The following is a 24,844-nucleotide window of genomic DNA, read 5'->3' as shown; positions in this document are numbered from 1 at the left end:
TTGGAGCGAAACACTACAACAATGGAGACACATATGAGCAGCACTACCACGCAACAAGGTCCAGAGGAATCGCGCATCTTCACTCCATCAGCGGCGTTCACCTCGCAGGCTACGGTGGCCGGCATGGATGCCTACAACGCGCTGTGCGCCGAAGCCGAGGCCGACTACGAAGGGTTCTGGTCGCGCCTGGCGAAAGAACACCTGGTCTGGAAAAAGCCGTTTACCCGCACCCTGAACGAAGACGACGCACCGTTCTACAAATGGTTCGAAGACGGCCTGCTGAACGTTTCGTACAACTGCCTGGATCGCAATATCGAAAACGGCCTGGGCGACAAGACCGCCATCATTTTTGAAGCGGACGACGGCACGGTGACCAAGGCCACCTACACGCAACTGCACGAAAAAGTCTGCAAGTTCGCCAACGGCCTGAAAGCCAAGGGCATCGCCAAGGGCGACCGCGTGATCATCTATATGTCGATGTCGGTCGAAGGCGTGGCCGCCATGCAGGCGTGCGCGCGCATCGGCGCCACCCATTCGGTGGTGTTCGGCGGTTTCTCGGCGAAATCCTTGCAGGAACGCATCATCGACGCCGGCGCCGTGGCCGTGATCACGGGCGACGAACAACTGCGCGGCGGCAAGAAACTGCCATTGAAATCCATCGTCGACGAAGCGCTGGCGCTGGGTGGCTGCGAGTCGGTGAAAAACGTGATCGTCTACCAGCGCACCGGCAGCGACCTGAACATGGTCGAGGGCCGCGACACCTGGCTGCACGAGCTGGTCGAAGGCCAGAGCGCCGAGTGTGAGCCGGAATGGGTCGATGCCGAGCATCCCCTGTTTATCTTGTACACCTCCGGTTCCACCGGCACCCCGAAAGGCGTGCAGCATTCGAGCGGCGGCTACCTGCTGTGGGCCGCGCTGACCATGAAGTGGAGCTTTGACATCAAGCCCGACGACGTGTTCTGGTGCACCGCCGACATCGGCTGGGTGACGGGCCACAGCTATATCGCCTATGGTCCGATGGCCGTCGGCGCCACGCAAGTGGTGTTCGAAGGCATCCCGACCTACCCGAACGCAGGCCGCTTCTGGGAAACCATCAAGAAACACAACGTCAGCATTTTCTACACGGCGCCCACCGCCATCCGTTCGCTGATCAAGGCGGCCGACGTGGACCCGAAAGTCCATCCGCAGCACTACGACCTGTCCAGCCTGCGCCTGCTGGGCACGGTCGGCGAGCCGATCAACCCGGAAGCGTGGATGTGGTACTACAAAAACATCGGCGGCGAAAAATGCCCGATCGTCGACACCTTCTGGCAAACCGAAACCGGCGGCCACATGATCACCCCGTTGCCGGGTGCCACGCCGATGGTGCCGGGTTCGTGCACCTTGCCATTGCCAGGCATTATGGCGGCGATTGTCGACGAAGCAGGCCAGGACGTGCCGAACGGGCAGGGCGGCATTCTGGTCGTGAAACGCCCATGGCCTTCGATGATACGCACCATCTGGAACAACCCCGATCGCTTCAAGTCCAGCTACTTCCCGGAAGAACTGGGCGGCAAGATGTACCTGGCCGGCGACGGCGCCATCCGCAACAAGGACACCGGCTACTTCACCATCACCGGCCGCATCGACGACGTGCTGAATGTTTCCGGCCACCGCATGGGCACGATGGAAATCGAATCGGCCCTGGTCGCCAACCCGCTGGTGGCCGAAGCGGCGGTAGTGGGCCGCCCCGACGACACCACCGGCGAATCGATCTGCGCCTTCGTGGTGCTGAAACAGGCGCGCCCGACCGGCGAGGAAGCGAAAAAGCTGGCGCTGGAGCTGCGCAACTGGGTCGGCAAGGAAATCGGCCCGATTGCCAAACCGAAAGAGATCCGCTTCGGCGACAACCTGCCCAAAACCCGCTCCGGCAAAATCATGCGCCGCCTGCTGCGCGTGCTGGCCAAGGGCGAAACGATTACGCAAGACGTGTCGACGCTGGAAAACCCGGCCATCCTGGATCAGCTGAAAGAGACGTCGTAAGACGGGCGAACCACTTTTACTGCCAGGGGTAAATATCTTTGGCAGTTTGGTGATTCCTTGCTATAATCTGCGGCTTCGCGACAAGCGGAGCCAGTAGCAATGCAAGTAATACGCCAGCATTGCATGCAGGAGAGATGGCTGAGCGGCTGAAGGCGCACGCCTGGAAAGCGTGTATAGGGTAATACTCTATCGGGGGTTCGAATCCCCCTCTCTCCGCCAAAGACGAAAAAAAAGAAAGCTACCCTCGGGTAGCTTTTTTTTCGTCTGCCGGCGGAGAGAAGTACGCCCCCTGCGGGGCGTACGCGGGGGATTCGAAGGGTCGGGCCTACCGGCCCGGCCCTCTCCGAATCTACCAACTGCTGCCGCTGCGCGGCAGCCTCGCGCACCTGCGGCGCGCGTTCGTGGTTCTAATTAGGTTTTCGGCTGAGCATGCTTTTAGGGCGGCCAATGCATAAGTCCGAGTCTGAATGGCGGACCTTACCCGGCATCCCTTGCTGCACTATTTACCTTTTCGTGGCTTCCGAGGTCTGAAGTAATCTGCAACCTCTGTCACCCATAGAGGTATGCCGACAGAATTTCTAGCAACATATTGTCGGGCAAATTTGACTTTGTTGTCATCCTTATCGAAATACTCTTCCATCATCTTTTTGGTAGCTAACGGTCCCAAATCTAGATGTCCGAAAACGGATGCAGAATTGCTATTTATATTGGCCGAAGCTACAATTTCCTTGATCACGGAGTTTTGTCCTAAATTATCTAATTGTGAAACTGTATCTACAAAATGAGTTGCGTTTAAAGCCTGTTCTATTTCTGTTGCAGGTGAGCTTCTCTGATCATCTACATTCACTAATACACAATCATCGACTAGGGGTTCGTAAATAATCCTGCTAAATTGAATAGATGCACTTTTAGCCTTCAAAACAACGGCTTCAAGCCGGGCATCAGTATCAATAAGGCATAGAACTTTTCCTGTGGTTCGATAAGCAGGATCATTTAGCGGTTGCCAAAGATAATCATAGGTCCGTCTCACCTCTTTGTAGCCACCCAAAGGAATAATTCTCAAGTTTTCCTTTTCTATAAATTCTGCCAAATAATATTCCAGATATATTTTGTCTGATAGGCCTTCACACAAAATCCAATTGTATGGGCTAGGTCTGATTGCTGAGGAAACAATTGACTGAATCATGTCATTGTAACTTTTTAGCTCAACATCGATGGCAATAGGCGTTGTTGAATTTCTTAACGTATGCTTTATTTGCTCTCGAAAGTTATACAAATCGAAAGAGTAGAATGTGTTTCTTTCATTTTCGTGACTAATGGCGTGAGCTACACCATTTTGAACGATTGGTAAAAAACCATACCAATGTGTTGTGACTAAAACTTGCGTAGGCGGAGAAGTGATATCTGGAATTTCAGCCAGCTTGGCGAATTGATCATGGCATGCAGACGTATGCAAGGAAGCGTCAGGTTCATCAATAGCTAATATGACTGTATGGCTTCTGGTCGCACTCCTTGCAAGCAACGAGTATGAAAGGTCAATCAACGCCCGTCTCTTCTCACCGGCGCTCATTTCTCGAACTGGGAGAGAGTGGCCTTTTTGCTTTCCATGTAATATTTTTATGGAAAAATAGGCCTCAAAAACTTTTTCCACTAAGTCATTCATTGTTAATTTATTTTTATATGAGCCTTTATATTCATAATTTTTTAAGCTACTTCCGATCTCGTTGACAAACTGCTGTAGCGAGGTATTAATGGATGATACTGTTGATGAGCCAATAGCTTTTTGGATTTTTTCCTTGATGTCTTCATCTAATAGTTTTTGAACATGACGAGATTCTATCGCTGAAAATAAACTGGCGTCGGCTTCAACGGGGATGTAAAAATATGCGTATAGGCTTAAAACTTCGGAAAGTAAGTGATTTATTTCAGATTCCGTTATTTGTAGCTCTTCAAATATTCTAATAAGCGTGGGATCTTTTCCGAATGAGGCTATGTGCCCATTACTCTTTCCATGCTGCTTTCCAAGAGGGAGTAGATAGTGTGACGTATTACTATAACCATTAGCAATAAGACTTAACCGTACATCATAAAAATCGTTGTGCGCGTCTACTGTTCGATAATTTGTGGTCCACAAATACGAACTTAAAGCATCCGCCGCTGGAACATTTTTTATCTTCTCTCTTGGTACGAGAAATATTGGCATTATAAATGGCGATTTTTCGTCCCCAGATATGCCTCCTTCAGATTTCGCCTGTGCGTTTATACTCCACTCACCGCCATTGAAAAATTTATCCAGAGCGTCTAGGATGGAGCTTTTGCCGCTACCATTTGCTCCCAAATACGCAGAAAAACCTGCTCCAGAACTGATTGGGATAAAATTAATAGCACGGTAAATTTTATAGTGGCGTAAAAAGACTCCAACTAGCATTTTTTTCTCCGAACGAAATATTTTGGGTAATTTATTGTAAAGCAAATTTATTTCAAAATCTACCATATATTTCCTCTTTGGAATTAATGGTAAAAATGAAAGTGAGAGAGGAATAAACCTGCAGGCAATAAGGAGTGCCCGGGTCAGATACCATAGCGACCTTGCAATACATGTCCGACAAGCTTGTGGCACCGATTGAAATACTGGATATACAAGCCGTTCAGTTGGCGCATGCCTGCGACAGATTTGCCTTGAGCGTTTCAACGAGCAGATGATAATGATTGCCCATTTGGCAAAAGCCATGCACACCAAAATGGTGTCGCTCACATACCAGGGCAAGCACTTTTAGCGATGTAAGGCGATCGGTATCGCCCCGGTAAACGGTGCCACCCCGGTCGCCGCGCGAAGTAACGTGGTAGAGCGCACCAGCTAACTCAAGTCGTAGTGGTCGCATCATGCGGTAGACGGTACCTGAGCCATGCGCATTATCTCTAAGATTGCGCAGAGGTTTCCATGCCAGCATGGCTCAGGTCGTGTCGTAGTGGCGGACCTGACCCCGTCTCCTTTTACGGCACCCATGCATGAGTCCGTGTCCGAATGGCGGACCTGACACCGGTACTGTGCGAATGGCGGACCTGACACCGGTACTGCCGGTACTGTGACACCGGTACTGCGATATTGTCGACAATAACCGTACGGTCAAAGGCGGCATTGTTGGCGCGCCAGACCACATTGGCCCCAGCATCGGTCAGCACTTCCGGGCGACCCACTTGATCATTGTGGCTGGCGTAAAACTGGCCAGCGCGCGATGCCCATTAGTTGGCCGGTCAGCCAGACGAAGCTGGTGGTTTGATCGCCGATTTCGAAAGCAGAAAGGATCAGATCGGCCATTCAGACATGAACTGTTGCGTAGAGCCTGGTAGAACCCCGAAAGCCGAGCAGAGAATATAGAACGAATCCCACCGCCACGCCGCCCACTGAAATGATACCTGCGCGCCCGCCTTGGCTGGTCGATCGGCATAGCATGTCGGGTTACGCTGCGCTAACCCGACCTACGGCTTGCATTGCCGCTGGCCAAAAAAAGCCCGCCGAAGCGGGCTTTCCCATTCAAAACCAGCCTTAAAAATCAGAACTGATTCATCGTATTATCTTTCCCCGCCGCCTTCAACGCCGCCTCCCCACTGAAATAATCCTTGTGATCATCGCCGATGTCCGAACCCGACATGTTCTGGTGCTTGACGCAGGCGATGCCCTGGCGGATCTCCTTGCGCTGCACGCCGGCCACGTAGCCCAGCATGCCCTGGTCGCCGAAGTATTCCTTGGCCAGATTGTCGGTCGACAGCGCCGCCGTGTGGTAGGTCGGCAGCGTGATCAGATGGTGGAAAATACCGGCTTCGCGGGCGGCGTCGGCCTGGAAGGTGCGGATTTTCTCGTCGGCCGTGGCAGCCAGTTCGGTCTCGTCGTATTCCACGCTCATCAGCTGGCCGCGTTCGTAGGCGGACACGTCGCGGCCCTCGGCCTTCATGGCGTCATACACCTGCTGGCGGAAGTTCAGGGTCCAGTTGAACGACGGGCTGTTGTTGTACACCAGTTTGGCGTTCGGGATGACTTTGCGAATTTCGCTGACCATGCCGCCGATTTGCGATATATGCGGTTTTTCCGTTTCGATCCACAGCAGGTCGGCGCCGTTTTGCAGCGAGGTGATGCAATCGAGTACGCAGCGCTCTTCGCCGGTGCCGGCGCGGAACTGAAACAGGTTGCTGGGCAGGCGTTTCGGGCGCAGCAGCTTGCCTTCGCGCTTGATGATCACGTCGCCATTGCCCAGCGCGTCGGCCGATACTTCTTCGCAGTCGAGGAATGAATTGTATTGGTCGCCCAGGTCGCCCGGCGTGGCGGTGACGGCGATCTGCTTGGTCAGGCCGGCGCCCAGCGAATCGGTGCGGGCAACGATGATGCCGTCGTCCACGCCCAGTTCCAGAAAGGCGTAGCGGATGGCGCGGATCTTGGCCAGGAAGTCTTCGTGCGGCACCGTCACTTTGCCGTCCTGGTGGCCGCATTGTTTTTCATCCGACACTTGGTTCTCGATCTGGATGCAGCAGGCGCCCGCTTCGATGAATTGCTTGGCCAGCAGATAGGTCGCTTCGGCATTGCCGAAACCGGCGTCGATATCGGCGATGATGGGCACCACGTGGGTGACGTGGTCGTCGATCTTGGCCTGGATGGCGGCCTTGGCGTCGCCTTGGGCAGCGTCAAGCTGGCGGAACAGGCCGCCGAGTTCACGTGCATCGGCCTGGCGCAGGAAGGTGTAGAGCTCGCGGATCAGGCTGGTGACGGCGGTTTTTTCATGCATGGACTGGTCTGGCAGCGGGCCGAACTCGGAGCGCAGCGCGGCCACCATCCAGCCGGACAGGTAGAGGTAGCGGCGGTCGGTGCTGTTGAAGTGCTTCTTGATCGAGATCATCTTCTGCTGACCGATGAAACCGTGCCAGCAGCCCAGCGACTGGGTGTATTTCGACGGGTCGGCGTCATACGCGGCCATATCGTTGCGCATGATTTTCGCTGTGTACCTGGCAATGTCCAGGCCCGTCTTGAATTTGTTCTGGGCGCGCATGCGGGCGGCGGACTCGGGATTGATGGCGTTCCAGGCGCTGCCTTGTTGCTCTTTCAAACCTGCAACTGCCTTGATGTCGTCTTGATATTGGGACATGTGAATCTCCTGAAAAAAAGCGAAGTAAGAAAATCGTCGAGTGTGCCGCCGCGTCTTGTTGAAGCAAACTGCATGACTAAATAGTAGGCCATTTTTATGAAGTTCATCAAGTCTTATATAAGACATATAACTTAAATTTTATCCTTGTTTTTCAATGACTTGATTATAAAATTTCGGGATGTGGAATGAATTTTCAAAAAGCGAGACGCTTGAGGCAGGCGCTGCACCAGCGCTATTTCGCAATGTGAAATAGGGTTTCGGATTTTGGTGCACTGCAGCGATTATGCAGCAACCAGGCGGGCAATTGTATGGTCAAGCGCTGGCCCGGTTGCGCCCGGCGCTCTTCGAGCGATACAGCAGGGCGTCAGCGCGCTGCAGCAATTGCGTTGAACTGGCATCGTGATAGTCACCATCGCTGGTGGTGGCCACGCCGAGGCTGACCGTTACCAGGCCGATCGGGCTGCCGGCGTGCACGATGCCCAGCGCCAATACCGTCTGGCGCACGGCTTCGGCCACCAGCGCGGCGCCGGCGCTGTCGGTGCCGGGCAGGATAACCGCAAACTCTTCGCCGCCATAACGGGCGACCAGGTCTTCGCCACGGGCGGCGCTGCTGGCTACTGCCCTGGCGATGGTCTGCAGGCAGTCGTCGCCGGCCACATGGCCGTAGGCATCGTTGAATTTCTTGAAGTAATCGACGTCCAGGAGTATCAGCGACAAGGGCTGCCCGTCGCGTCGGGCGCGCCGGCTTTCGCGTTCCAGCTTGCCGTCGAATGCGCGGCGATTGGCCAAGCCGGTCAGGCCGTCTTTCCAGGCCATGGTTTTCAGATCGGCATTGGCTTGTTCCAGTTCCTGGCTGGCCGCGCGCAATTGCATTTCAACCTGGTCGCGCATCGTGGCCTGGCGCATCAGCTTGCGGAAGAACCATATCAGCGTGGCGATGGCGCACAGGGCGGCGCCCAGGATCTGCGCGCTGGCCAGTCTCCACGGCCAAAAAATGTCCTGCTTCGACAGCGCCGCCGACACGATAATCGGGTAGCTGTCCAGGCGCCGGTAGCTGTACAGGCGCTCGATGCCGTCAATTTTCGCCACCAGCATCAGCGTGCCGGTCTGGCTCTTTTCGCGGTAGCTGCGCATCACCGCGCCTGACGATAAATCGGTGCCGATCAGTTTTTCCTGGAACGGGCGCCGATAGATCAGGGTGCCGTTTTCCAGCGCAAAGAACACGGTGCCCGAGCGGCCCAGGTCCAGGCTGTCGAACACGCGCTCGAACGAGTCCAGCCGCAAGGTGGCCAGCGCCACGCCGGCAAAGCTGCCGTCGGCATGGTCTATCCTGCGCGAGACCGGAATGATCCAGTGGCCGGTCGAGCGGCTGCGCACGGGCGCGCTGATCAGGGTGGCGCTGTGCGGATGGGTTTTGTGAAAAATAAAATAGTTGCGGTCTGAATTGTCGCCCTTGAAGGGCACGCCCAGCGAGGTGGCTTTCCATGCACCGGTCTCGTCATACAGGAACAGGCCATGGATTTCAGGCACTCTTTCGGTCAGATGCACCATGTGTGCGCCAAGGCGCTGGGCGGCCTGGCCACTGCTGCCGTCGCGCTCGGAACGTTCGACGATGTCATCGAGCATTACGTCGGCAATCTTGATGGCGGTATTGGCCTGTGAGGCAAGCGTGCGCGCCATGTTTTCGGTGGCGATGCCAGCTTCGCGCAGGCGGGTCTGGTAAGACGACCAGACGATCCAGGCGGTTGCCGCCATCAAGGCCACGCAGATGCAGGCCAGCGCCATGCTCATCAGCGTGCGCATGGAGCGTTGCTGCTTGCGCAATAGGGACGGTGGTTGTTTGCTATGCTGCATGACGCCACCTGTGTAAGTAAGCTGGTCGGCAGGCGAGCCTGTCACGACCAGCCTGGGTGATGGACGGTCAATGGTGTGTCTGCTTGCCGTTTTTAATGAACAGGGCCGTCAGCATGCCGATCACGCATACGCCAATCACATAATAGGCCGGGCCCAGCACATTGTTCTTAAGCATCAGGGTTACGACGACCGGTGTCAGACCGCCAAAAATCGCATACGAGATGTTGTATGAAAACGACAATCCCGAAAAGCGTACCTGCGCCGGGAAAGCCTGTACCAGCACGCAAGGCACGGCGCCAACCACACCCACGCACAGGCCCGTGATCGCGTACAGCGGCAGCAGCAGGTCGGGGCGGCTGCCGACGGTGGTGTAAAAGATGTAGGTCGCGATGGCCAGCAGCAGCGAGCCGGCCAGGAGCACCGGTTTGGGCCCCAGGCGGTCTGCCAGCCAGCCAGCAAGCACGCAGCCGAATGCCAGGCACAAGGTGGCGCAAGTATTGGCCACCAGGGTGGTGCGCGCATCGATATGGTGGATTTTTTGCAGCAGGGCCGGCGTCATCAAGATCACCACCACGATGCCGGCCGACAGCATCCAGGTCAGCAAAACGGACACCGCAACGGCGCCGCGATGGCTGCGCAGCACGGATTTCAAGGGCATTTCGGTGGCCAGCGCCTTGCGCTGCTGCATTTCTGCAAATACCGGCGTTTCATGCAGCCAGCGGCGCAGATACATGGCGCCAAAGCCGAACACGCCGCCCAGCAGGAAGGGGTAGCGCCAGGCGCCGTCCAGCACTTCGGCCGGGGTATATACAGTGTTTAAGCCGGTTGCCACCAGCGAACCGAGCAAGATGCCGACCGTCAGGCCTGCCGTCAGAATGCCGCAGGCCAGCCCCGTGTAGCGGCTCGGCACGTGTTCCGACACAAACACCCAGGCGCCCGGCACTTCGCCACCGACGGCGGCGCCCTGCAATATGCGCATCAGCAACAGCAGCAGCGGCGCGGCCAGGCCGATCACGGCGTAGGTCGGCAGCAGGCCGATCAGCAGGGTCGGCACGGCCATCAACAGGATCGACAGGGTAAACATGCGCTTGCGGCCCAGCAAGTCGCCAAAGTGGGCCATCACGATGCCGCCCAGCGGACGCACCACGTAACCGGCGGCAAAGATGCCGAAGGTTTGCAGCAGGCGCAGCCAGTCCGGCATTTCCGCTGGAAAGAACAACTGGCCAATCGCGTTGGCGAAGAAGACGAAGATGATGAAATCGTAGAATTCCAGCGCACCGCCCAGGGCGGCCAGCGACAGTGTTTTGTAGTCCTGTTGGGTCAGGGGGCGTGCGGACGCAATATCAGTGGAAGCCATGTGTCTCTTTTATGTATTTTATGGGAGGAACTGCCATCCGTAGCATACGCATTTCCCACCCTTGAGTAAACGTTAAGTCCGGATCGTGGCCGGCGGTGTCGCTTGCGCGTGCTTTGTACCGTGTTCGCCTGAGCAAAAGGTCAACGATACAATGCCTGTGCCATCATGATTCAATCAGTGTGAGTGACTATGCTAAACCAAAAATTGACCGACTTTTTCAGGCAGCAAGGCTGGTGGTATGACGAGGCCAGCGCCGACTATGCGATTGAATTGCAGCGCCTCGGTGTGGACGCCGGCTCGGCATTCGGGCAGTTTTGCCTGCACGTGGAGGACGGCCCGACGTTTATCCGGCAGGGCAAGGAACTGTACCAGGTCTGCTGGTTTGCCAAAAACACCGACTATGCACTGGCCATCAAAAGCTGCCACGAGACCCTGGGGCTGCCGCAGCAGTATTTGCCGCTCGACAGTTTTGAAGGCGGCAGTGGTTACTTTTATCATCGCGGCACGGGCCAGGTGCTGGGCGTGTCGCTGGGCACCGAATTGCAGGATTTCAGGGAAGGTCGATTGGCGCCGCAGTGGCCGACCTTCAATGATTTTTTGCACCATTATTTCGCGCTGCCTGCATGATCGCCACCTTTGACAACGTCGTGCGCGCCATCCGCGCCAGCCAGTCGCTACGCGAGCATGTCATGATCACCGGCGCCACCGTGCTCGAAGATGACCTGGGCATTACCGGCGATGATGGCTGCGACCTGCTGGCAGACCTGGAGCAGGCGTTTGATGTTTCGTTTGCGGGCAGCGATGGCACGCTGCGCGAGGCCTTCGGGCTGGAACTGGATCAATTCCTGTTTCATGGCGAAGGCTGGAATCCGCTGGCGCTGTTTCGCAAGGAAAAGGTCATGGCCTTGACAGTGGGGCAACTACATCAGGTGATCGCGGCGCGCCAGGACCGAAGTGGCGAACCTGGCTGACATTATTTCAGCAGCCGCTGCATGACAATGTCGAAAAAGCGCGGCTGGCTTGACGCCAGGCAGACCTGGGCGTTGGGCTGGCCTGCCACTTCGCGCGTAAAGCCGTCGTCGGTGACAGCAATGCGAAGCGGGGTGGTGGGGCAGCTGGCCGGATCGATCAGCCAGGTAACGGGCACCACGTCGAACAGCGACGGCATATTGCTCGACCAGGGCTGGTAGCTGTCTATCCATTGATGGTAGAGCAGGGTGACGGCGTCGGTCAGCGGCGAGCCGTGGCCGAAGATGGCGTTGCGCTCGACTTCGTCAAGGCGGATCTGGGTCGAGTCGAGCGGCATCATGACGATCGGCACGCCAGTGTTGAACAGCGCCTGCGCACCGGCAATATCGGAGACGATGTTGTATTCCTTGTCGGCCGGGCGCACCGGCACATATTGCGACTTGCGGTAGCCGGCCCGCACCGAGCCGCCCATCATCACCACCTGTTTCACTTTGCCAAACGCGGCCTTGTCGCGGGCGATGGCGGCGCCTATATTCGTCAACGGCCCCAGTGCCAGCAAGGTGACCTGGCCCGGCTGGCGCGCCACTTCGCGCACAATAAAACTGGCGGCGTCTTCCGGCGCCTTCGCTGGCGCCTGCCCGCGCAGCGCATAGCGCGCCTGGGTAAATGGCGTAGGGTTGGCGGTGGCCGCGCCTTGCGCCACGGGTATGCCCGCATGGCCTGTTTCACGCAGAAAACGCTCCAGCAAGTGCGTGCGCAAGGCCGTGTCGCCCCAGGCCGTGGTGATGCCGATAATCTCGATATCGGGACTTTGCAGCAGCAGGGCCAGGGCAAAGGCGTCGTCGATATCGTCGCCGATATCCATGTCGACGATGACTTTATGGGGTGCCGGCAGCGCGGCTGGTGCGGCGCTGGCGGGACCGGCCAACAGCGAGCCGGCCAGGAAAACCGGTAGCACGGCCATGCGGCGCAGCAGCGAGGAATAACAAGACATGGCGAACCTGGAAGAGTAGAGGAACAGCGGCGATTTTAGCAGCGTGCCGGGGCCGGTGCGTGATCAGTTGCTAAGAATCAAGAATTGCCTGTGCCTTCCATGGCATTGTCGTTTTCTCTGAGGCGTGAACGGGAGGCGGCGATGGATGGCGATGATGACTTTTCTGCGGATTGGCAGCCGGATCACTTATCGGGCGAACACCGCCCCCTGCATTTGCGCCTGGCGTCCACGCCCGGGCTGCCGGCGGGTGCGTTGATACCGCAGACCGTGTTTGGCCGGCAAGCCATATGCGGCGGCATCGCGTATCGCATGCTCTGCGTGTCGCACCATGGCGGCTTGCCGCTGGCCAGCCTGGTGGGGCTGCCCGCCGCGCTCGATATCGTTACCGATCGCGGTGAGCTGTGCAGTGTGTGCGGCATCGTCACCGAGGCCAGTGCCGGCGACAGCGACGGTGGCCTGGCCAGTTATCAGCTGGTATTCACCGATGTATTTTCCGTCATGGAAAAGCGCATCAATACGCGCGTGTTTCGCCGCCAGAGCGATATCGAGATCGTCCAGCTGCTGCTGGACGAATGGATACGCAGCAACAGCGTCCTGGCCCATGCCTTCCAGTATGTGTATGCGGATTTCTTTGAAGCGGAAAGCTATCCGCAGCGCGAATTCGTGATGCAGCATAACGAGTCCGATGCGGCCTTTGTGCGCCGCTTGCTGGCGCGCAGCGGAGTGGGCTGGTTTTTTCGCGCCGGCAACCCAGGCCCGGTTCATGCGCCGGTGGCGCCGTCGCATACCCTGGTGCTGTTCAACCATGCCGATGGCCTGCGGCAGAGTGCGGCGGGCAGCGTGCGCTACCATGCAGAACGCGCCACCGAAGAGCGCGATACCCTGAGTGCCTGGAGCGAAGTGCACACCTTGCAAGCGGAAAAGGTTACCCGTCACCGCTGGAACGAGGAACATCCGCGCTCACGTGCCTTCATGTCGGCCGAGCTGACGGCCGGCATGCACGGCAATGCACTGGCCGCCACCCTCGACGATTACCTGGTATTGCCCCCGCGCACGGCGCAAACGGGCGCCTCGGACCATGAAGCACTGTGTCATCTGGGCATGCTGGCGATGCAGCGTCACGATTACGCCAGCCATTGTTTCCATGCCGAAGGCAGCGTGCGCGACCTGTGTGCGGGCGAATATTTTACCTTGCTGTGCCATCCCGATATCGACCGCTTGCCCGCGCTTGAACGCGACTTTGTCGTCACCTCGCTGCAAGTGGCGGCACAGAACAATCTGCCGAAGGCGCTGGCCGCGCGCGTGCGGCGCTTGTTTGAGCGCAACCGCTGGCTGCAAGAGGGCGATGCGCAGCTGCAACGCGATGCCGACGCCATGGTGGCGCAAGGCCCCATGCGCATGCATGTCGCCTTGACGGCGGTGCGGCGTGGCGTGCCCATCGTGCCGGCCTATGATCCCCGTACCGACCTGCCGCCGCTGCCCATGCAAAGCGCGGTTGTGGTGGGGCCGGCGAAGGAAGAGGTCCATTGCGATGCGCATGGCCGCGTCAAGGTGCGTTTTCCTGCCACTCGCCTGATTGACCATCAACATGCGCGGGGCACTGGCGCGGGCGATACCGATGCCGATTCGGCCTGGGTGCGGGTGGCGTCCAGCTGGGCCGGCAATGGACCGGGCAGCGGCCGCCAGTGCGGTTTCCTCGGTTTGCCGCGGGTGGGCAGCGAAGTCTTGCTGGCGTTTCCAGGCGGCGACCCGGACCTGCCCGTCATCGTTGGCCAACTGTATAACCATGATGCGCAGCCGATTGCCTTGAGCCAGTCGGGTGAACTGCCTGGCAACCGCTATTTGTCGGGCATGAAAAGCCGCGAGATCAAGGGCGCTCGCGGGAATCGCCTGCGCTTTGATGACATGCCTGGGCAGATCAGTGCCCAGCTTGCCAGTGATCATGGCGCTTCCCAACTCAACCTGGGCTGGCTGACGCAGGAGCGGGGCAAAGTCAGCACTGCGGCGCGCGGTGAAGGAGCGGAACTACGCACCGACGAGCAACTGGCGCTGCGCGCCGGCAAGGGCATGTTGTTGTCGGCCTGGCAGCGGCTTGATGGCGAAGGCGGACAGATGGCGCGCAGCGAAACGCTGGCGCTGATGGAAAACTGTTTGCAGTTGTTCCGCTCGCTGGGCAAGTATGCCGCCAGCCATGACGGCGGCCAGCCTGAAGAGCAGGCGCAGCAAGAGTTGCAGCAGGATCTGAAAAGCTGGGAAGGCGCCAGCAACACCGAGCCGCGCACGCCGCCCGGTGGCGCACCTTTGATCGCCGTCAGCGCGCCGGCCGGCATCAGCTTTGCCAGCTCCAAAGCCATTATCAGCTATGCCGCCAGCAATATCGATACGGTAGCGCAGCAGCATCTGCAATGGGTGGCCGGGCAACGTTGCAGCGTCAACGCGGGCAAGGGTATTTCCCTGTTTGCCCATGCCGACGGCCTGCGCGCGATCGCCCACCATGGCAAGTTGCTGCTGCAGAGCCAGCACGACGATACCGACATCAATGCTGGCAAGAACCTGAAGCTGACGGCCAGCGAGGGCAAGATCACCGCCATGGCCGATGAGATCGTGTTGATCTCCAGGCACGGTGCCTTTATCCGCATCGCCGACGGCATTACGCTGGGCAGCGACTCGCCACTGAAGTTCAACGCGCCCAGTTTTGCGTTCGGCGAAGCGCAGAGCATGGAAGCGCAATTGCCGGGCTTTACGGAGGGCAAGGCTGATCAGCAGTTCGTGTTTGAGTATGAAGCTGACGATAACCAGCACGAGCCGCAACTGGCACCGCAATCGCCGTTTGAAATCAAATTGGGTGATGGCTCGGCGCTTGACGGACACAGTGATGCCGAGGGCAAGAGCGATCTGCTGGAACGCGACGCCATGCACCTGGCTGGTGTTGAAGTATTCAATCAAAAGGACTGACGCCATGAGCCTGTATCCGAAAATACCGTACGTGGTGGGCAAGGACGTCACGCTGTTGCAATGCGAGCGCAAGGCCTGCAAGAAAGTCAGCATACGCCGCAATTTGCCGGGCAATATCATCGTCATCCATGGCGTCAATGACCTGGGCATCAGCTACCAGGCGGTCGAGCAGGGCCTGTGCGAGGGCTTGAAGGACAGGCTGGGGCGCGGCTTCACGCCAGCCTCGTATCGCATGCCGGTGGCGGCCGACAAGGACAAGCTGGAAGAAGATCCTGACGCCGTGTTTTTCAAGCGCAATTTCACCGAAGACACCAACAGCCCCGTGATTCCGTTTTACTGGGGCTACCGCGAGGTCAAGGGCAAAGCTGGCACCATGCATGGACAATATGTCGACCGCTACGGCAATAGGCTGGACAAGGACCTGTCGAAAGAAGGCGGCCCCTTCGGCAACGCCACCAGCAGCCTGCCCGACATGTGGCGCCGCGGCATCAAGGCGCCGCTCGATCCGGTAAATGACGCCCTGCGGCCTTTGCGCACAGCGCCTGGCCGCATGTATATGGTGCTGGCGGCGCAGCGCCTGGCCGCGCTGATTTCCATGATCCGCGATTACGATGCCCAAGAGACCGTCAGCATCGTGGCGCATAGCCAGGGCTGTTTGCTGTCGCTGCTGGCGCAGGCGATGCTGATGGAAAAAGGACTGGCGCCGGCCGACACGCTGATCTTGATGCATCCGCCGTATAGCCTGGTCGATGAAATCCCCACGCTGATGAAAATACTCAGTTCGTTCGATGGTGGCGGGGATACGGCCATGCGCCCGTATTATCACTTGCTTGACGGGATGCAGACGCTGTCTGCGCGTTTGAAAACACTGGTCAATATCGTGGCCGGCGTGGCAAAGGGCAGCGGCAAGGCGAACGCTCCTGCGTTTGCAGATTTGAAAGAAGACCAGCATGGGGGCATGGTTGGCAGCGGCTGGAAAGCGGAGGCCGACCGCGACAATCGCGGCAAGGTATATCTGTATTTTTGCCCGGAAGATATGACGGTGGCGCTCGACAATATCCAGGGTATCGGCTGGGATGGCGTGGCTGACGTTGCCACCGGTAGCGAGGTTGCGATAGAAGAAAGAGCCACTCTGGAGCACGGCAAGAGAGGCGTTCTCAGGATTCCATTTTTGCGTAATCTTGCCTGCAAGCCGCTGGAGGAACTGGGCCAGCGCTTTTACCAGCGCGTATTCAGCAACAAGCAGCGGCTGGACCCTGCGACAGGAAAGAGCGCACTGTCGTTGGTAGGCAAGGCTCCGCCGTTCGATTTCCCTCTACGTTTGGCGACGGAAACGGAGCAGTCGCATGTGGAAGCTTCCTTGCGTAGCAACCGCGCTTCCCATAAAGCAGTGGCGTGGCCTGTCGATACCAAGCTCAGCAAAACAGAACAGCGCAATGGCATCCGCACCATCACGGGCGAAGCATTGCACAAGCCCGTGCCGGCCGATCTGCGCGGTACGTCGCAAATTGATCCGGTCAACATTCCGGCCACATCGATGATGAAAAAACGCTCACCCAAGGATCAGGGTCCTGCAGAAGAGGTTGATCCCTGCGAAGCGACGATTGCAGTCACGAGCGCGAGCGGCATGCTGGAGCACAAGGAATATCGTCCTGATCCCGGCGGCGATCAGGAGCCTCCTGACAAAGTGCAATTTCTTACTGATCAAGAACGTGCACTGATGACAGCTGGCTACAACAAGGAAATGGGGCTGGACAAAAAACCCGAATCCGACAGGCGCACCATTGTCCGCGCGCAACGCTACCCCGATGGCAATGTGGTGGCTGACATACAGGAAAGCCCGAACGAAGCGCGCCTGCGCTGGCAACGGGAAGTGAGCGCCAAATCGTTTCATAGCTCGATTATCGGCAGCGCCAAAAACCATCGCCAGGTGACGGCGTATGACGTGGCCATTGGCAGCGGCAAGGCCAGTTCGGATCCGAAGTTTTATGCGTATTTGTGTGCGGTGGCGGATTGGAGGATCAGAAAACCGAAGTCTAACGATAAACCAAGAAAGGGGATGCTTTTGGAGGAACTATTTCGTGATTCGTATTCTGTTTATTTAAATGTGGAGCCCCCATGGAGAGCTGCAATTATTAATGGAACTATTGACTATTACAACAACGGTGTCTTGCCTGCAGGACTGCCATTGCTGTCAGGGGGCTTGTGGAAAATCGTCATCTCGCAAACAAAGGCGTTGAAGACAGTGACTGAAAATCCGACATAAACAGCAATATTGATCAGTTCAATGTTACACAAGGGTGATAATCATGATGGTCCGTCTATTTTGGGTCTTATCGGTATTGCTGGTGTTGATTGCTGGCTTGTTGTGGATAGGTGCTGCTGCAAAGAATGATACCCGTCGCCAAATATCGCAGAAGCTGTCGACAGAAGCGAATCCCACGTCCGGTGAGCATGCGCAACACGAGTATGTACTGGAAGTGATAGGACTGGGTGTCACGCTGGACAAGTACCGACAAGGGAAGCTTTGGGATGCCTTGCAAAAGGGAAATCCTTTTACAACTATCCGCGAGCAGGACGCGAAGAAATATCCGTGGACTGCATCAGACAAGGATGGGACAGGCGGTACCCGAGCCTATGACGCACTGGAAAATGGTATCAATTTCACGCCCATCTGCTGGGGAATGCCATCGTTTTATGCCGGCACGCCCATACTTGATCCTTCTAAACAGCCTAGTCCGGCTGATCCGATGGCAGGACTGGTCGCCGGTGCTGCAACTGGTGGCATGCCTATGCATCTGTTTTCGATTGCATCGTGGAAGCTGGATGAGCATCCCGATGATCTGCTCAATGAAGTATTTGCTTTTTTCGATGCTAATCCGGATGTACCGTTTGTTGCATTACATTCCGAAGACAGCGTGGGCACCCGCGATGGGAGTCGAAAACCTGGCGAATCCAGGAAGCTGCATGATGGTTATTACGTTCCCGAGATGCCCGACGCCACTGCAGTCTTTATACTGGCGCGCAGGGAGAGAGTTGCATCCATGCAGCCGTATATATGGGACGATCCTGAGAATAAATTCGTCAATGGGCAGTTCAGGGCCATGTATTTTGAATTAATGAACTCCCTGGCCACCCCGCCAGACAATATTTCGTCCTATGTGCCTCAGACTCGCCAACCCACCGTTCCCGAATGGCTGGCCGCTACCGCCAAATTCGCCCAGCGTCCCGATGTCCGCGGCCAGGGCGTGTACCAGTTCAATGCCATCAACCCGTGGATCAACCGGCCGCCACAGACCTGGAAGCCGACACCGTGGTTTCCGATTCCGTGGAACCGCGAGCAGATGGCAACCTTTGACCGCCTGCCTTCGTACGGCTTTGTACACCGTCCCGTATTTATCAAATTGACCGACGAAAACGGCAAGCCTGTAACGCGCCGCGATGAGCGGCAGAAGATATTCAATGCCGGTTGGCAGGAGGCGCTGCAGACCTTGCCGCAAGCCGAACGCAGCAAAGGGGCGGCGCGCATTGTTGCCGCCACCGGCAAGCAGCCGGCGCAGCAACTGATGTTGGAGGGCATGCTGCACGATTATGCGGCGCACGGTGGGCCGGAGATTGACAGCAGCAAGACGTCGCAGTTTATCAATACCGATCAGCGGCTGGGCAATACCGGTGCGGCGACTTTTTTCGTGCAGATGGCAATCGGCGTGATGGGCAGTTACCTTGAGGGCGGCGCCAGTGCGGCCATCAACCTGCGCGACCGTAATCGGGCAAGCATCATTTTTATTACTCCGCCATCAAGCGCCGTGCGCGAAGAACAGGCGGGGCGCGAGATTTTTCGCAGCCGCGTCACGCCCGCCGTCGATCCGGCCAATTATGGGGCGCCATCGGTGGAGTCGCTGCTGGAACGCCCGGCGACGAAATAGGAGAGCATCCATGCGCAAAATCATTCGTCTGGGCGATACCACCTCGCATGGCGGCAAGGTGCTGTCGTGTGCGGCCACGCATGTCACGGTCGGCGGCATCGCGGTGGCCTGTGTTGGCGACCTGTGCAGTTGCCCGCTCAAGGGCCACAACGGCTGCACCATTGCCAGCGGTTCCGCTCGCCATGCGATCAATGGCCTGGCGGTGGCGTTCGAAGGGGATCGCACCAGTTGCGGCGCGACGCTGATGGCAGGTGGCGCCACATACCGTACCAGCTGAGAGATTGTCCTGTCCTCTATAATTGCCTGCTCAACTCCTCAAGGAATGGCATGCAATTTACTTCCCTGCGCCCGCTGGCGCTGCTGGCCCTGTTGGCTTGTTGCCTGCCCGCCAGCGCGGCAGAGCGTGCTGCGCCGCAGACGCGCGCGGCGACAACTGAGGAACGCCAGTCGTTCGAACAATTTTATTCGCAGGCGCATCCCGGCGACAAAGCCGCGCGCACGCTGTTTGACGTGCGGCGCGAGGTGGGCAGCCGCGGCTGGACAGTCAGCGCCACGATGGAAGCGGCACCGCACCGGGGGCAGGGTGCCTTGTGCCGCACGCATCGCAGCAACTATGTGCTGAAGGGGGCGGGCAAGCAGGCGCGCTGGGAAGAGCGCGGCGTCGATTATTACGCCTGGCTGGACCGTGGCGCCTGCCGGCCCGTGGCCGAGCCGGTGCGCTTGCTGCAGCGTGTGCCAGACACGGAACTGGAAGGCGTATTGCTGTACCAGAAGCCGCTGCTGGCGCGGGCGCGGTTGCTGATGGCCGGTAACACCGAATGCGCCCCGCTGCGGGCCTTGAATTTCAGCCTGGCGGCCGTCGACGTGGGGGCCTCGCGGCCCCAGGCGCAAGAGCAGTATGCGCTGGTGTTCAGAAGCGACCGCAACACTTACGCCCGCGTCTGGCTGCGCAAGAGCGGCCAGCAGTATGACGGCTGGTCGGTGACTTGTCCGCCGGTGCGGTAAACTGCGCGTCTCGTTTTCTACCCTGTGAATCTACGCCATGAACCCGAATTCCACTTCCGCCCGCAGCTGGGGCACCATTGTTACGCATAGCGACGAGATGGCCATCATCTATCGCTATGTCGACACCTTCCATGACGACTGGGATTTGTCGTCGCAGCCAGACCGCATCATCATTGCCTGGCGCTACGAAAACGAGACCGGCATGCCGTCACCGAACGAGCGCGAGCACATGGAAGAGCTGGAAGCGGCACTCGAGCCGGTAGTCGAGCAAGACGGCTTTGCCACGCTGGCGCTGGTATCGACCGGCGAGAACCTGCGCGAATGGATTTATTACACGCAGTCGGGCGAGGAGTTTTTCAACCGACTCAATACGGCGCTGGCGTCACAGCCAAGATTTCCGATTGAAATTCGCAGCGCGGCCGACCCGGCCTGGTCGACTTATGCCGGCTTCATGGCCGCCCTGCCGCAAACGTGATCAAACCTGCTGCGCGTCGTGATTTGCCGCCTGCGATGCTCACTGTGCTCAAGCACAGTTCCGCTTCTCGGCGACAACTCCCTTCCGCTCGCGACGGTTTTATCAGCGTTTGGCGTAATCAGCCCAGCGCCGCCACCACGATGCGCGTGGCAGCCGTGATGATGTCCTGGTTGGTCGGTGCGTTTTTCTGTTCGCGCGTGTAGTAGATGGCGATCACCAGCGGTGCTGTCGCGTCGCCGGACGGGTAGGCCACGCCAATATCGTTGACGCTGCCATAAGCGCCCGAACCGGTCTTGTCGGCCACGCGCCAGTCAGCGGGCACGCCGGCGCGGATGCGCTGGTCGCCGGTGGTGTTGCCGCGCATCCAGGTGTCGAGCTGCTGGCGCTGCGACGCGGGCAAGCTGGTACCCAGCAGCAGGCCGTTCAGGCTGTGCACGGTGGCCGCAGGGCTGGTGGTGTCGCGCACTTCGTCGGGGATGGCACTATTGAGTTCGGTTTCCCAGCGTTCCAGCTGGAATACCTCATTGCCGATGCTGCGCGCATAGGCCGTCACTGCCTGCGGGCCACCCAATATTTTCATCAGGAAGTTTGCTGCGCTGTTATCGCTGTATTGCAAGGTGGCGGCGCACAGCTCTGCCACGCGCATGCCGGTGGCCACATGTTTTTCCGTGATCGGTGAATATGTCACCAGCTCCTTTGCCTCGTAACGCACCAGCTTGTTCATCAGATGCGGGTCGCTGGTACTGCGCGCCAGCACCGCCGCCGCCAGCATGAATTTGAACGTACTGCACATGGGGAAGCGTTCGTCGGCGCGGTGGGCGATACGTTCGCCGCTGCCGGTGTGCAGGGCAGATACGCCCAGGCGCCCGCCGGCGGCCAGTTCCAGCGCGGCCAGTTGCGCCTGTGCTTCGAGCGCCGTGGTGGCTTTGGGCGCCGCATGCAATAGCGCACTTGGGCACAGCAGGGCTGCGCCGGCCAGTATCAACAGGTGGCGGCGGGTGAGGTTCAGGTCTTCAGTCATGGGCGGTTTTCTGATGATGGGTCGAGATGGTGGCCAGCAACTCGCCGATGGCGTGCAGATTGGCCGGCTTGGTCAGGTGATGGTCGAAGCCGGCCGCGCTGGACTGGCTGCGGTCTTCCTCGGCGCCCCAGCCCGTCAGGGCGATCAGCACGGTGTGGACGCCGGCCGGCGTCTGGCGCAGGGCGCGCGCCACGTCGTAGCCGTTCATGCCAGGCAGGCCGATGTCGAGAAACACCACCTGCGGCAAAAATTCCGGCGTCACGGCCAGCGCCTGGGCGCCATCGTGTACTACCTGCGTTGTGTGGCCCATGATGCCCAGCACGGCAGCGAGGGTGTCGGCGGCGTCGACATTGTCGTCTACCACCAGCACGCGAAACGGCACGGCCGCTGTTGGCAATGGGTGCGGCGTGCCGTTCTCGCTGGCTGCCGGTGCTTGCGCTGCCAGCGGCAGGCGTACGGTAAAAGTGCTGCCCATGCCGGCGCCGGCACTGGCCGCGCTGACACTGCCGCCGTGCAACTCGGCCAGGCGCCGCACCAGCGACAAGCCTATGCCCAACCCGCCTTGCGCGCGGCCCATGTTCTGGCCCACCTGGGTGAACATCTCGAAGACGGTGGGCAAGTCTGCGGTGGGTATGCCCATGCCGCTGTCGCGCACTTCGACCACCGCCTCGTCGCCATTGCCGCGCGCCGTCAGCACGATCTGGCCCTGGGCCGGTGTGTACTTGGCGGCATTGTTGAGCAGATTGCCCAGCACCTGCGCCAGGCGCGTCGGGTCGGCATCGAGCGGTAGTGGCTGTTGCTCCACATTCACCTGCAAGTGGTGCTGGTTCGCTTCGATCAGCGGCATGCTCGTTTCCACGGCGCTGGCAATAATGGTTTTCAAGTCCGTGCGTTCAAGCTTGAGTTCTATCTGGCCGCGCGTGATGCGGGCCACGTCCAGCAGGTCATTGACCAGGTGCACCATCTGGTTGACCTGCCGCTCCATCACGTCGCGCACGCGCTCCACCGTAGCCGGCTGGTCGGCCGCCATGCGCATGATCTGCAAGCCATTGCGGATCGGTGCCAGCGGATTGCGCAATTCGTGCGCCAGGGTAGCCAGGAATTCGGTTTTGCGCCGGTCCATTTCCGACAGGTCGTCGGCCAGCTGGCGCAGTTGTTTCTCGGCGCGCTTGCGTTCGCTGATATCGGTAAACAAGACCGTCAGCCTGGTGCTGCCCGGGCCGCCCAGGCGCGCCGCAAACACTTCAAACCAGCGCTCCATGGCGTGCGCTTCGTTTTCGTAGTGCATCGGGTGGCCGCTTTTCAGCACCTGGTCGTAGATGTCGAACCAGTATTGGTCATGGTCGGGCACGATGCTGCGGATGGTCTTGCCGATGGCGTTCTCCAGGCCCGACTGCTTGACGAAGGCGGGGTTGGCTTCCAGGAAACGGAAATCGACTGGCTTGCCGTCATCGTCGTACAGCATCTCGATCACGCAAAAGGCCTGGTCCATCAGTTCGATCAAGGTGCTGTAGCGCTCTTCGCTGCTCGACAGCGCGTCTTCCACCTGGCTCTGGCGCGTGATGTCGAGGATGACGCCCGGAAAATGCAAGGGCGTGCCGTCGGCGCCATATTCGGCGCGGCCGCGCGCCAGCACCGAATGATACTGGCCGTCGATCGCGCGCACGCGGTAGCGCGACTCGAACGGCTGTTGCGATTGCAGTGCCTGTTCGATCTGCCTGCCGACCCGCTCGCGATCGTCGGGATGGATCACTTCCATATAGCGCGCCAGCGGCGCCGGACCCGAGCTGCTGGTATCGACCGGGAACAGGCGCGCCATATTGCTGTCGACCATCACCTTGTCGGCCACGATGTCCCAGTTCCAGGTGGCGACATCGCCGGCGGCCAGGGTCAGGCGCAAGGCTTCCTCATTGTGCTTGCTGGTGGTGATGTCGAGCGAAATGCCGGCCAGGCCGATGACCTTGCCCGCTGCGTCGCGGGTGCAGGTGCCGCGCATATGTGTCCAGTGCAAGGAACCGTCATGCCAGCGCACGCGCAACTCGGTTTCGAAGTCGCCGGCGCTGGCAATAGCTTCATGCACTAGCGCATGCCAGCGCTGGCGGTCCGGTTCGAGCATGGCTGCGCTCAGCCGTTGGTAATCCACCAGGCTGTCTTCGGCAAAGCCGAAGCTGGCCCTGCAGGTGGAAGAGCAGTCCATGCTGCCACTGCCCAGGTCGATATCCCAGGTGCCCATGCGGCCACCCTGCATCGCCAGCCGCAAGCGCTGTTCCGCCTGGCGCGTGGCCGTGACGTCGGTATGCGAGCCGACCCAGGCTTTGACGGCGCCGTCGCTGCCATACACCGGCAGGATGCGGGCGACGACATTACGATAGCCGCCATCGGCGTGGCGCAGGCGGTATTCTGTGGTGCGCATGTCCGACGGGTGCGGATACGAAGCGCTGGCGATGGCGCGGTCGTCGGGGTGAACGGCGTTCAGCCAGCCCTGGCCCATCATCTCGGTCGTGCTCTGGCCCGTGTAGGTGCGCCAGGCGGGCTGGTCGGCGTCAAAATGGCCGGCCAGGCCGGTGCTCCAGGCGATGTCGCAATGGGCGCCAAGCAGGATGCGCGCGCGCAGGGCGTTGTCGGTCAGCTGGCGCGCCGCTTCCAGGCGCGCGCTGATGTCGCGACAGATGGCCAGCACTTGCTGCCTGCATCCTTCATCAGCAGGCAGGCGGTGCAGCATGACTTGCCAGCCATTGCCGGTGGCACCGCCGAGCAGGGTGGCTTCGCATTGCGCCTGGCCTTCGCTGCGCGCTGTCTGCAGCGCAGTCTGCGCGCCGATATTGTCGCTGGGTATCCACAGCCGGTCCCAGCTGTTGCCATGCAGCAGACGCTGCGCACTGGGGTTCAGGCCGCTCAGGGTGCCGTCGGCGCCGATGCTGAAGACCAGGTCCGGCGTCAGGTCGAACAGGGTCGGTGCCACATGGTGGACGGTGCTGGCAGGCGGGGTCGGGCGGGGTTCGGGCATGGACACGGTCGGCTATGGTAAGCGGGCTGCGGCTGCACCGGTATGGGGCAGGGCAGGGTTGGCAATGATTGCGATATTACATGCATTTGCGGGGCCGGGCGTTTCCGCTTGTAGCGGCGCCGCG

At 59.1% G+C, this 24,844-nt stretch carries 17 protein-coding genes and 1 tRNA gene; 10 read left to right on the top strand and 8 right to left on the bottom strand.

All coding sequences use genetic code 11. The features are described 5' to 3' along the window. Nucleotides 1-33: 33 nt before the first annotated feature. Both acs and ACQ4WM_RS12050 read left to right on the top strand, forming a co-directional pair. On the top strand, nt 34-2,022 hold the full coding sequence (acs, locus tag ACQ4WM_RS12055; protein WP_436546907.1) for an acetate--CoA ligase: 1,989 nt from the start codon (nt 34-36) through the stop codon (nt 2,020-2,022). 128 nt (nt 2,023-2,150) lie between these two features. Beyond that, nucleotides 2,151-2,241 (top strand) — tRNA-Ser (locus ACQ4WM_RS12050). A gap of 280 nt (nt 2,242-2,521) precedes the next feature. On the opposite strand, the gene ACQ4WM_RS12045 is transcribed toward ACQ4WM_RS12050, so the two are convergent. The 5 genes from ACQ4WM_RS12045 to ACQ4WM_RS12025 all read right to left on the bottom strand — a co-directional run bounded on the left by ACQ4WM_RS12045 (nt 2,522) and on the right by ACQ4WM_RS12025 (nt 10,368). After that, nucleotides 2,522-4,516, bottom strand: a complete 1,995-nt coding sequence (locus tag ACQ4WM_RS12045; RefSeq protein WP_436546906.1) for an AAA family ATPase — start codon at nt 4,514-4,516, stop codon at nt 2,522-2,524. A 154-nt stretch (nt 4,517-4,670) separates the two neighbouring features. Then, a complete protein-coding gene (locus ACQ4WM_RS12040) occupies nt 4,671-4,973 on the bottom strand; it encodes a transposase (RefSeq protein ID WP_436546905.1) in 303 nt (100 codons plus the stop codon). A gap of 603 nt (nt 4,974-5,576) precedes the next feature. Beyond that, nucleotides 5,577-7,157: an isocitrate lyase gene (locus ACQ4WM_RS12035; RefSeq protein ID WP_436546904.1), complete on the bottom strand. Its 1,581-nt coding sequence runs from the start codon at nt 7,155-7,157 to the stop codon at nt 5,577-5,579. 312 nt (nt 7,158-7,469) lie between these two features. Continuing rightward, nucleotides 7,470-8,960, bottom strand: a complete 1,491-nt coding sequence (locus ACQ4WM_RS12030; protein ID WP_436546903.1) for a sensor domain-containing diguanylate cyclase — start codon at nt 8,958-8,960, stop codon at nt 7,470-7,472. Between the two features lie 118 nt (nt 8,961-9,078). After that, a complete protein-coding gene (locus ACQ4WM_RS12025; protein ID WP_436546902.1) occupies nt 9,079-10,368 on the bottom strand; it encodes an MFS transporter in 1,290 nt (429 codons plus the stop codon). 189 nt (nt 10,369-10,557) lie between these two features. On the opposite strand from ACQ4WM_RS12025, the gene ACQ4WM_RS12020 reads away from it, so the two are divergent. Both ACQ4WM_RS12020 and ACQ4WM_RS12015 read left to right on the top strand, forming a co-directional pair. After that, entirely contained in the window at nt 10,558-10,995 is a 438-nt protein-coding gene (locus tag ACQ4WM_RS12020) for a hypothetical protein (RefSeq protein ID WP_436546901.1), read from the top strand. Continuing rightward, on the top strand, nt 10,992-11,339 hold the full coding sequence (locus ACQ4WM_RS12015) for a hypothetical protein (RefSeq protein WP_436546900.1): 348 nt from the start codon (nt 10,992-10,994) through the stop codon (nt 11,337-11,339). The genes ACQ4WM_RS12020 and ACQ4WM_RS12015 overlap by 4 nt, the downstream gene beginning before the upstream one ends. Nucleotides 11,340-11,341: 2 nt before the next feature. Here ACQ4WM_RS12015 and ACQ4WM_RS12010 read toward each other — a convergent pair whose 3' ends face one another. Further along, a complete protein-coding gene (locus ACQ4WM_RS12010) occupies nt 11,342-12,331 on the bottom strand; it encodes a nucleoside hydrolase (protein WP_436546899.1) in 990 nt (329 codons plus the stop codon). 141 nt (nt 12,332-12,472) lie between these two features. Between ACQ4WM_RS12010 and ACQ4WM_RS12005 the strand changes: the two genes are divergently transcribed. From ACQ4WM_RS12005 to ACQ4WM_RS11980, 6 genes are read left to right on the top strand one after another with little or no spacing between them, the layout of a single operon-like run. Then, nucleotides 12,473-15,286: a type VI secretion system Vgr family protein gene (locus ACQ4WM_RS12005; RefSeq protein WP_436546898.1), complete on the top strand. Its 2,814-nt coding sequence runs from the start codon at nt 12,473-12,475 to the stop codon at nt 15,284-15,286. A gap of 4 nt (nt 15,287-15,290) precedes the next feature. Beyond that, nucleotides 15,291-17,552 (top strand): T6SS effector phospholipase Tle3 domain-containing protein, encoded by a 2,262-nt coding sequence (locus ACQ4WM_RS12000; RefSeq protein WP_436546897.1) that lies wholly within the window; start codon nt 15,291-15,293, stop codon nt 17,550-17,552. Nucleotides 17,553-17,595: 43 nt separating this feature from the next. Further along, complete coding sequence (locus ACQ4WM_RS11995) at nt 17,596-19,212, top strand: type VI lipase adapter Tla3 domain-containing protein (RefSeq protein WP_436546896.1); 1,617 nt, start codon at nt 17,596-17,598, stop codon at nt 19,210-19,212. A 10-nt stretch (nt 19,213-19,222) separates the two neighbouring features. Then, nucleotides 19,223-19,489 carry a PAAR domain-containing protein gene (locus tag ACQ4WM_RS11990; RefSeq protein WP_436546895.1) on the top strand — a complete coding sequence of 89 codons (267 nt, stop codon included), beginning with the start codon at nt 19,223-19,225 and terminating at the stop codon, nt 19,487-19,489. 50 nt (nt 19,490-19,539) lie between these two features. Then, nucleotides 19,540-20,217, top strand: a complete 678-nt coding sequence (locus ACQ4WM_RS11985) for a hypothetical protein (protein WP_436546894.1) — start codon at nt 19,540-19,542, stop codon at nt 20,215-20,217. 37 nt (nt 20,218-20,254) lie between these two features. Beyond that, nucleotides 20,255-20,692 carry a DUF695 domain-containing protein gene (locus ACQ4WM_RS11980; RefSeq protein ID WP_436546893.1) on the top strand — a complete coding sequence of 146 codons (438 nt, stop codon included), beginning with the start codon at nt 20,255-20,257 and terminating at the stop codon, nt 20,690-20,692. A gap of 118 nt (nt 20,693-20,810) precedes the next feature. Here ACQ4WM_RS11980 and bla read toward each other — a convergent pair whose 3' ends face one another. Beyond that, nucleotides 20,811-21,713: a class A beta-lactamase gene (gene bla / locus ACQ4WM_RS11975; protein ID WP_436546892.1), complete on the bottom strand. Its 903-nt coding sequence runs from the start codon at nt 21,711-21,713 to the stop codon at nt 20,811-20,813. Beyond that, complete coding sequence (locus ACQ4WM_RS11970) at nt 21,706-24,720, bottom strand: PAS domain S-box protein (protein WP_436546891.1); 3,015 nt, start codon at nt 24,718-24,720, stop codon at nt 21,706-21,708. Before ACQ4WM_RS11970 ends, bla begins: the two co-directional genes overlap by 8 nt. Nucleotides 24,721-24,844: the final 124 nt, after the last annotated feature.

Origin of the sequence: Janthinobacterium longum, from assembly GCF_051380735.1 — a bacterium.
In the GTDB taxonomy this organism is placed as follows: domain Bacteria; phylum Pseudomonadota; class Gammaproteobacteria; order Burkholderiales; family Burkholderiaceae_D; genus Janthinobacterium.
The sequence above is the reverse complement of the archived record's forward strand: the minus strand, read 5'-3'. Positions and strand labels throughout refer to the sequence as shown.

What these genes read in the sequence shown, in the direction of transcription:
- acs (WP_436546907.1), top strand. Translation starts at nt 34, where the DNA reads ATGAGCAGCACTACCACGCAACAAGGTCCAGAGGAATCGCGCATCTTC.
- ACQ4WM_RS12045 (WP_436546906.1), bottom strand. Translation starts at nt 4,516, where the DNA reads ATGGTAGATTTTGAAATAAATTTGCTTTACAATAAATTACCCAAAATA.
- ACQ4WM_RS12040 (WP_436546905.1), bottom strand. Translation starts at nt 4,973, where the DNA reads ATGCTGGCATGGAAACCTCTGCGCAATCTTAGAGATAATGCGCATGGC.
- ACQ4WM_RS12035 (WP_436546904.1), bottom strand. Translation starts at nt 7,157, where the DNA reads ATGTCCCAATATCAAGACGACATCAAGGCAGTTGCAGGTTTGAAAGAG.
- ACQ4WM_RS12030 (WP_436546903.1), bottom strand. Translation starts at nt 8,960, where the DNA reads ATGCGCACGCTGATGAGCATGGCGCTGGCCTGCATCTGCGTGGCCTTG.
- ACQ4WM_RS12025 (WP_436546902.1), bottom strand. Translation starts at nt 10,368, where the DNA reads ATGGCTTCCACTGATATTGCGTCCGCACGCCCCCTGACCCAACAGGAC.
- ACQ4WM_RS12020 (WP_436546901.1), top strand. Translation starts at nt 10,558, where the DNA reads ATGCTAAACCAAAAATTGACCGACTTTTTCAGGCAGCAAGGCTGGTGG.
- ACQ4WM_RS12015 (WP_436546900.1), top strand. Translation starts at nt 10,992, where the DNA reads ATGATCGCCACCTTTGACAACGTCGTGCGCGCCATCCGCGCCAGCCAG.
- ACQ4WM_RS12010 (WP_436546899.1), bottom strand. Translation starts at nt 12,331, where the DNA reads ATGTCTTGTTATTCCTCGCTGCTGCGCCGCATGGCCGTGCTACCGGTT.
- ACQ4WM_RS12005 (WP_436546898.1), top strand. Translation starts at nt 12,473, where the DNA reads ATGGATGGCGATGATGACTTTTCTGCGGATTGGCAGCCGGATCACTTA.
- ACQ4WM_RS12000 (WP_436546897.1), top strand. Translation starts at nt 15,291, where the DNA reads ATGAGCCTGTATCCGAAAATACCGTACGTGGTGGGCAAGGACGTCACG.
- ACQ4WM_RS11995 (WP_436546896.1), top strand. Translation starts at nt 17,596, where the DNA reads ATGATGGTCCGTCTATTTTGGGTCTTATCGGTATTGCTGGTGTTGATT.
- ACQ4WM_RS11990 (WP_436546895.1), top strand. Translation starts at nt 19,223, where the DNA reads ATGCGCAAAATCATTCGTCTGGGCGATACCACCTCGCATGGCGGCAAG.
- ACQ4WM_RS11985 (WP_436546894.1), top strand. Translation starts at nt 19,540, where the DNA reads ATGCAATTTACTTCCCTGCGCCCGCTGGCGCTGCTGGCCCTGTTGGCT.
- ACQ4WM_RS11980 (WP_436546893.1), top strand. Translation starts at nt 20,255, where the DNA reads ATGAACCCGAATTCCACTTCCGCCCGCAGCTGGGGCACCATTGTTACG.
- bla (WP_436546892.1), bottom strand. Translation starts at nt 21,713, where the DNA reads ATGACTGAAGACCTGAACCTCACCCGCCGCCACCTGTTGATACTGGCC.
- ACQ4WM_RS11970 (WP_436546891.1), bottom strand. Translation starts at nt 24,720, where the DNA reads ATGCCCGAACCCCGCCCGACCCCGCCTGCCAGCACCGTCCACCATGTG.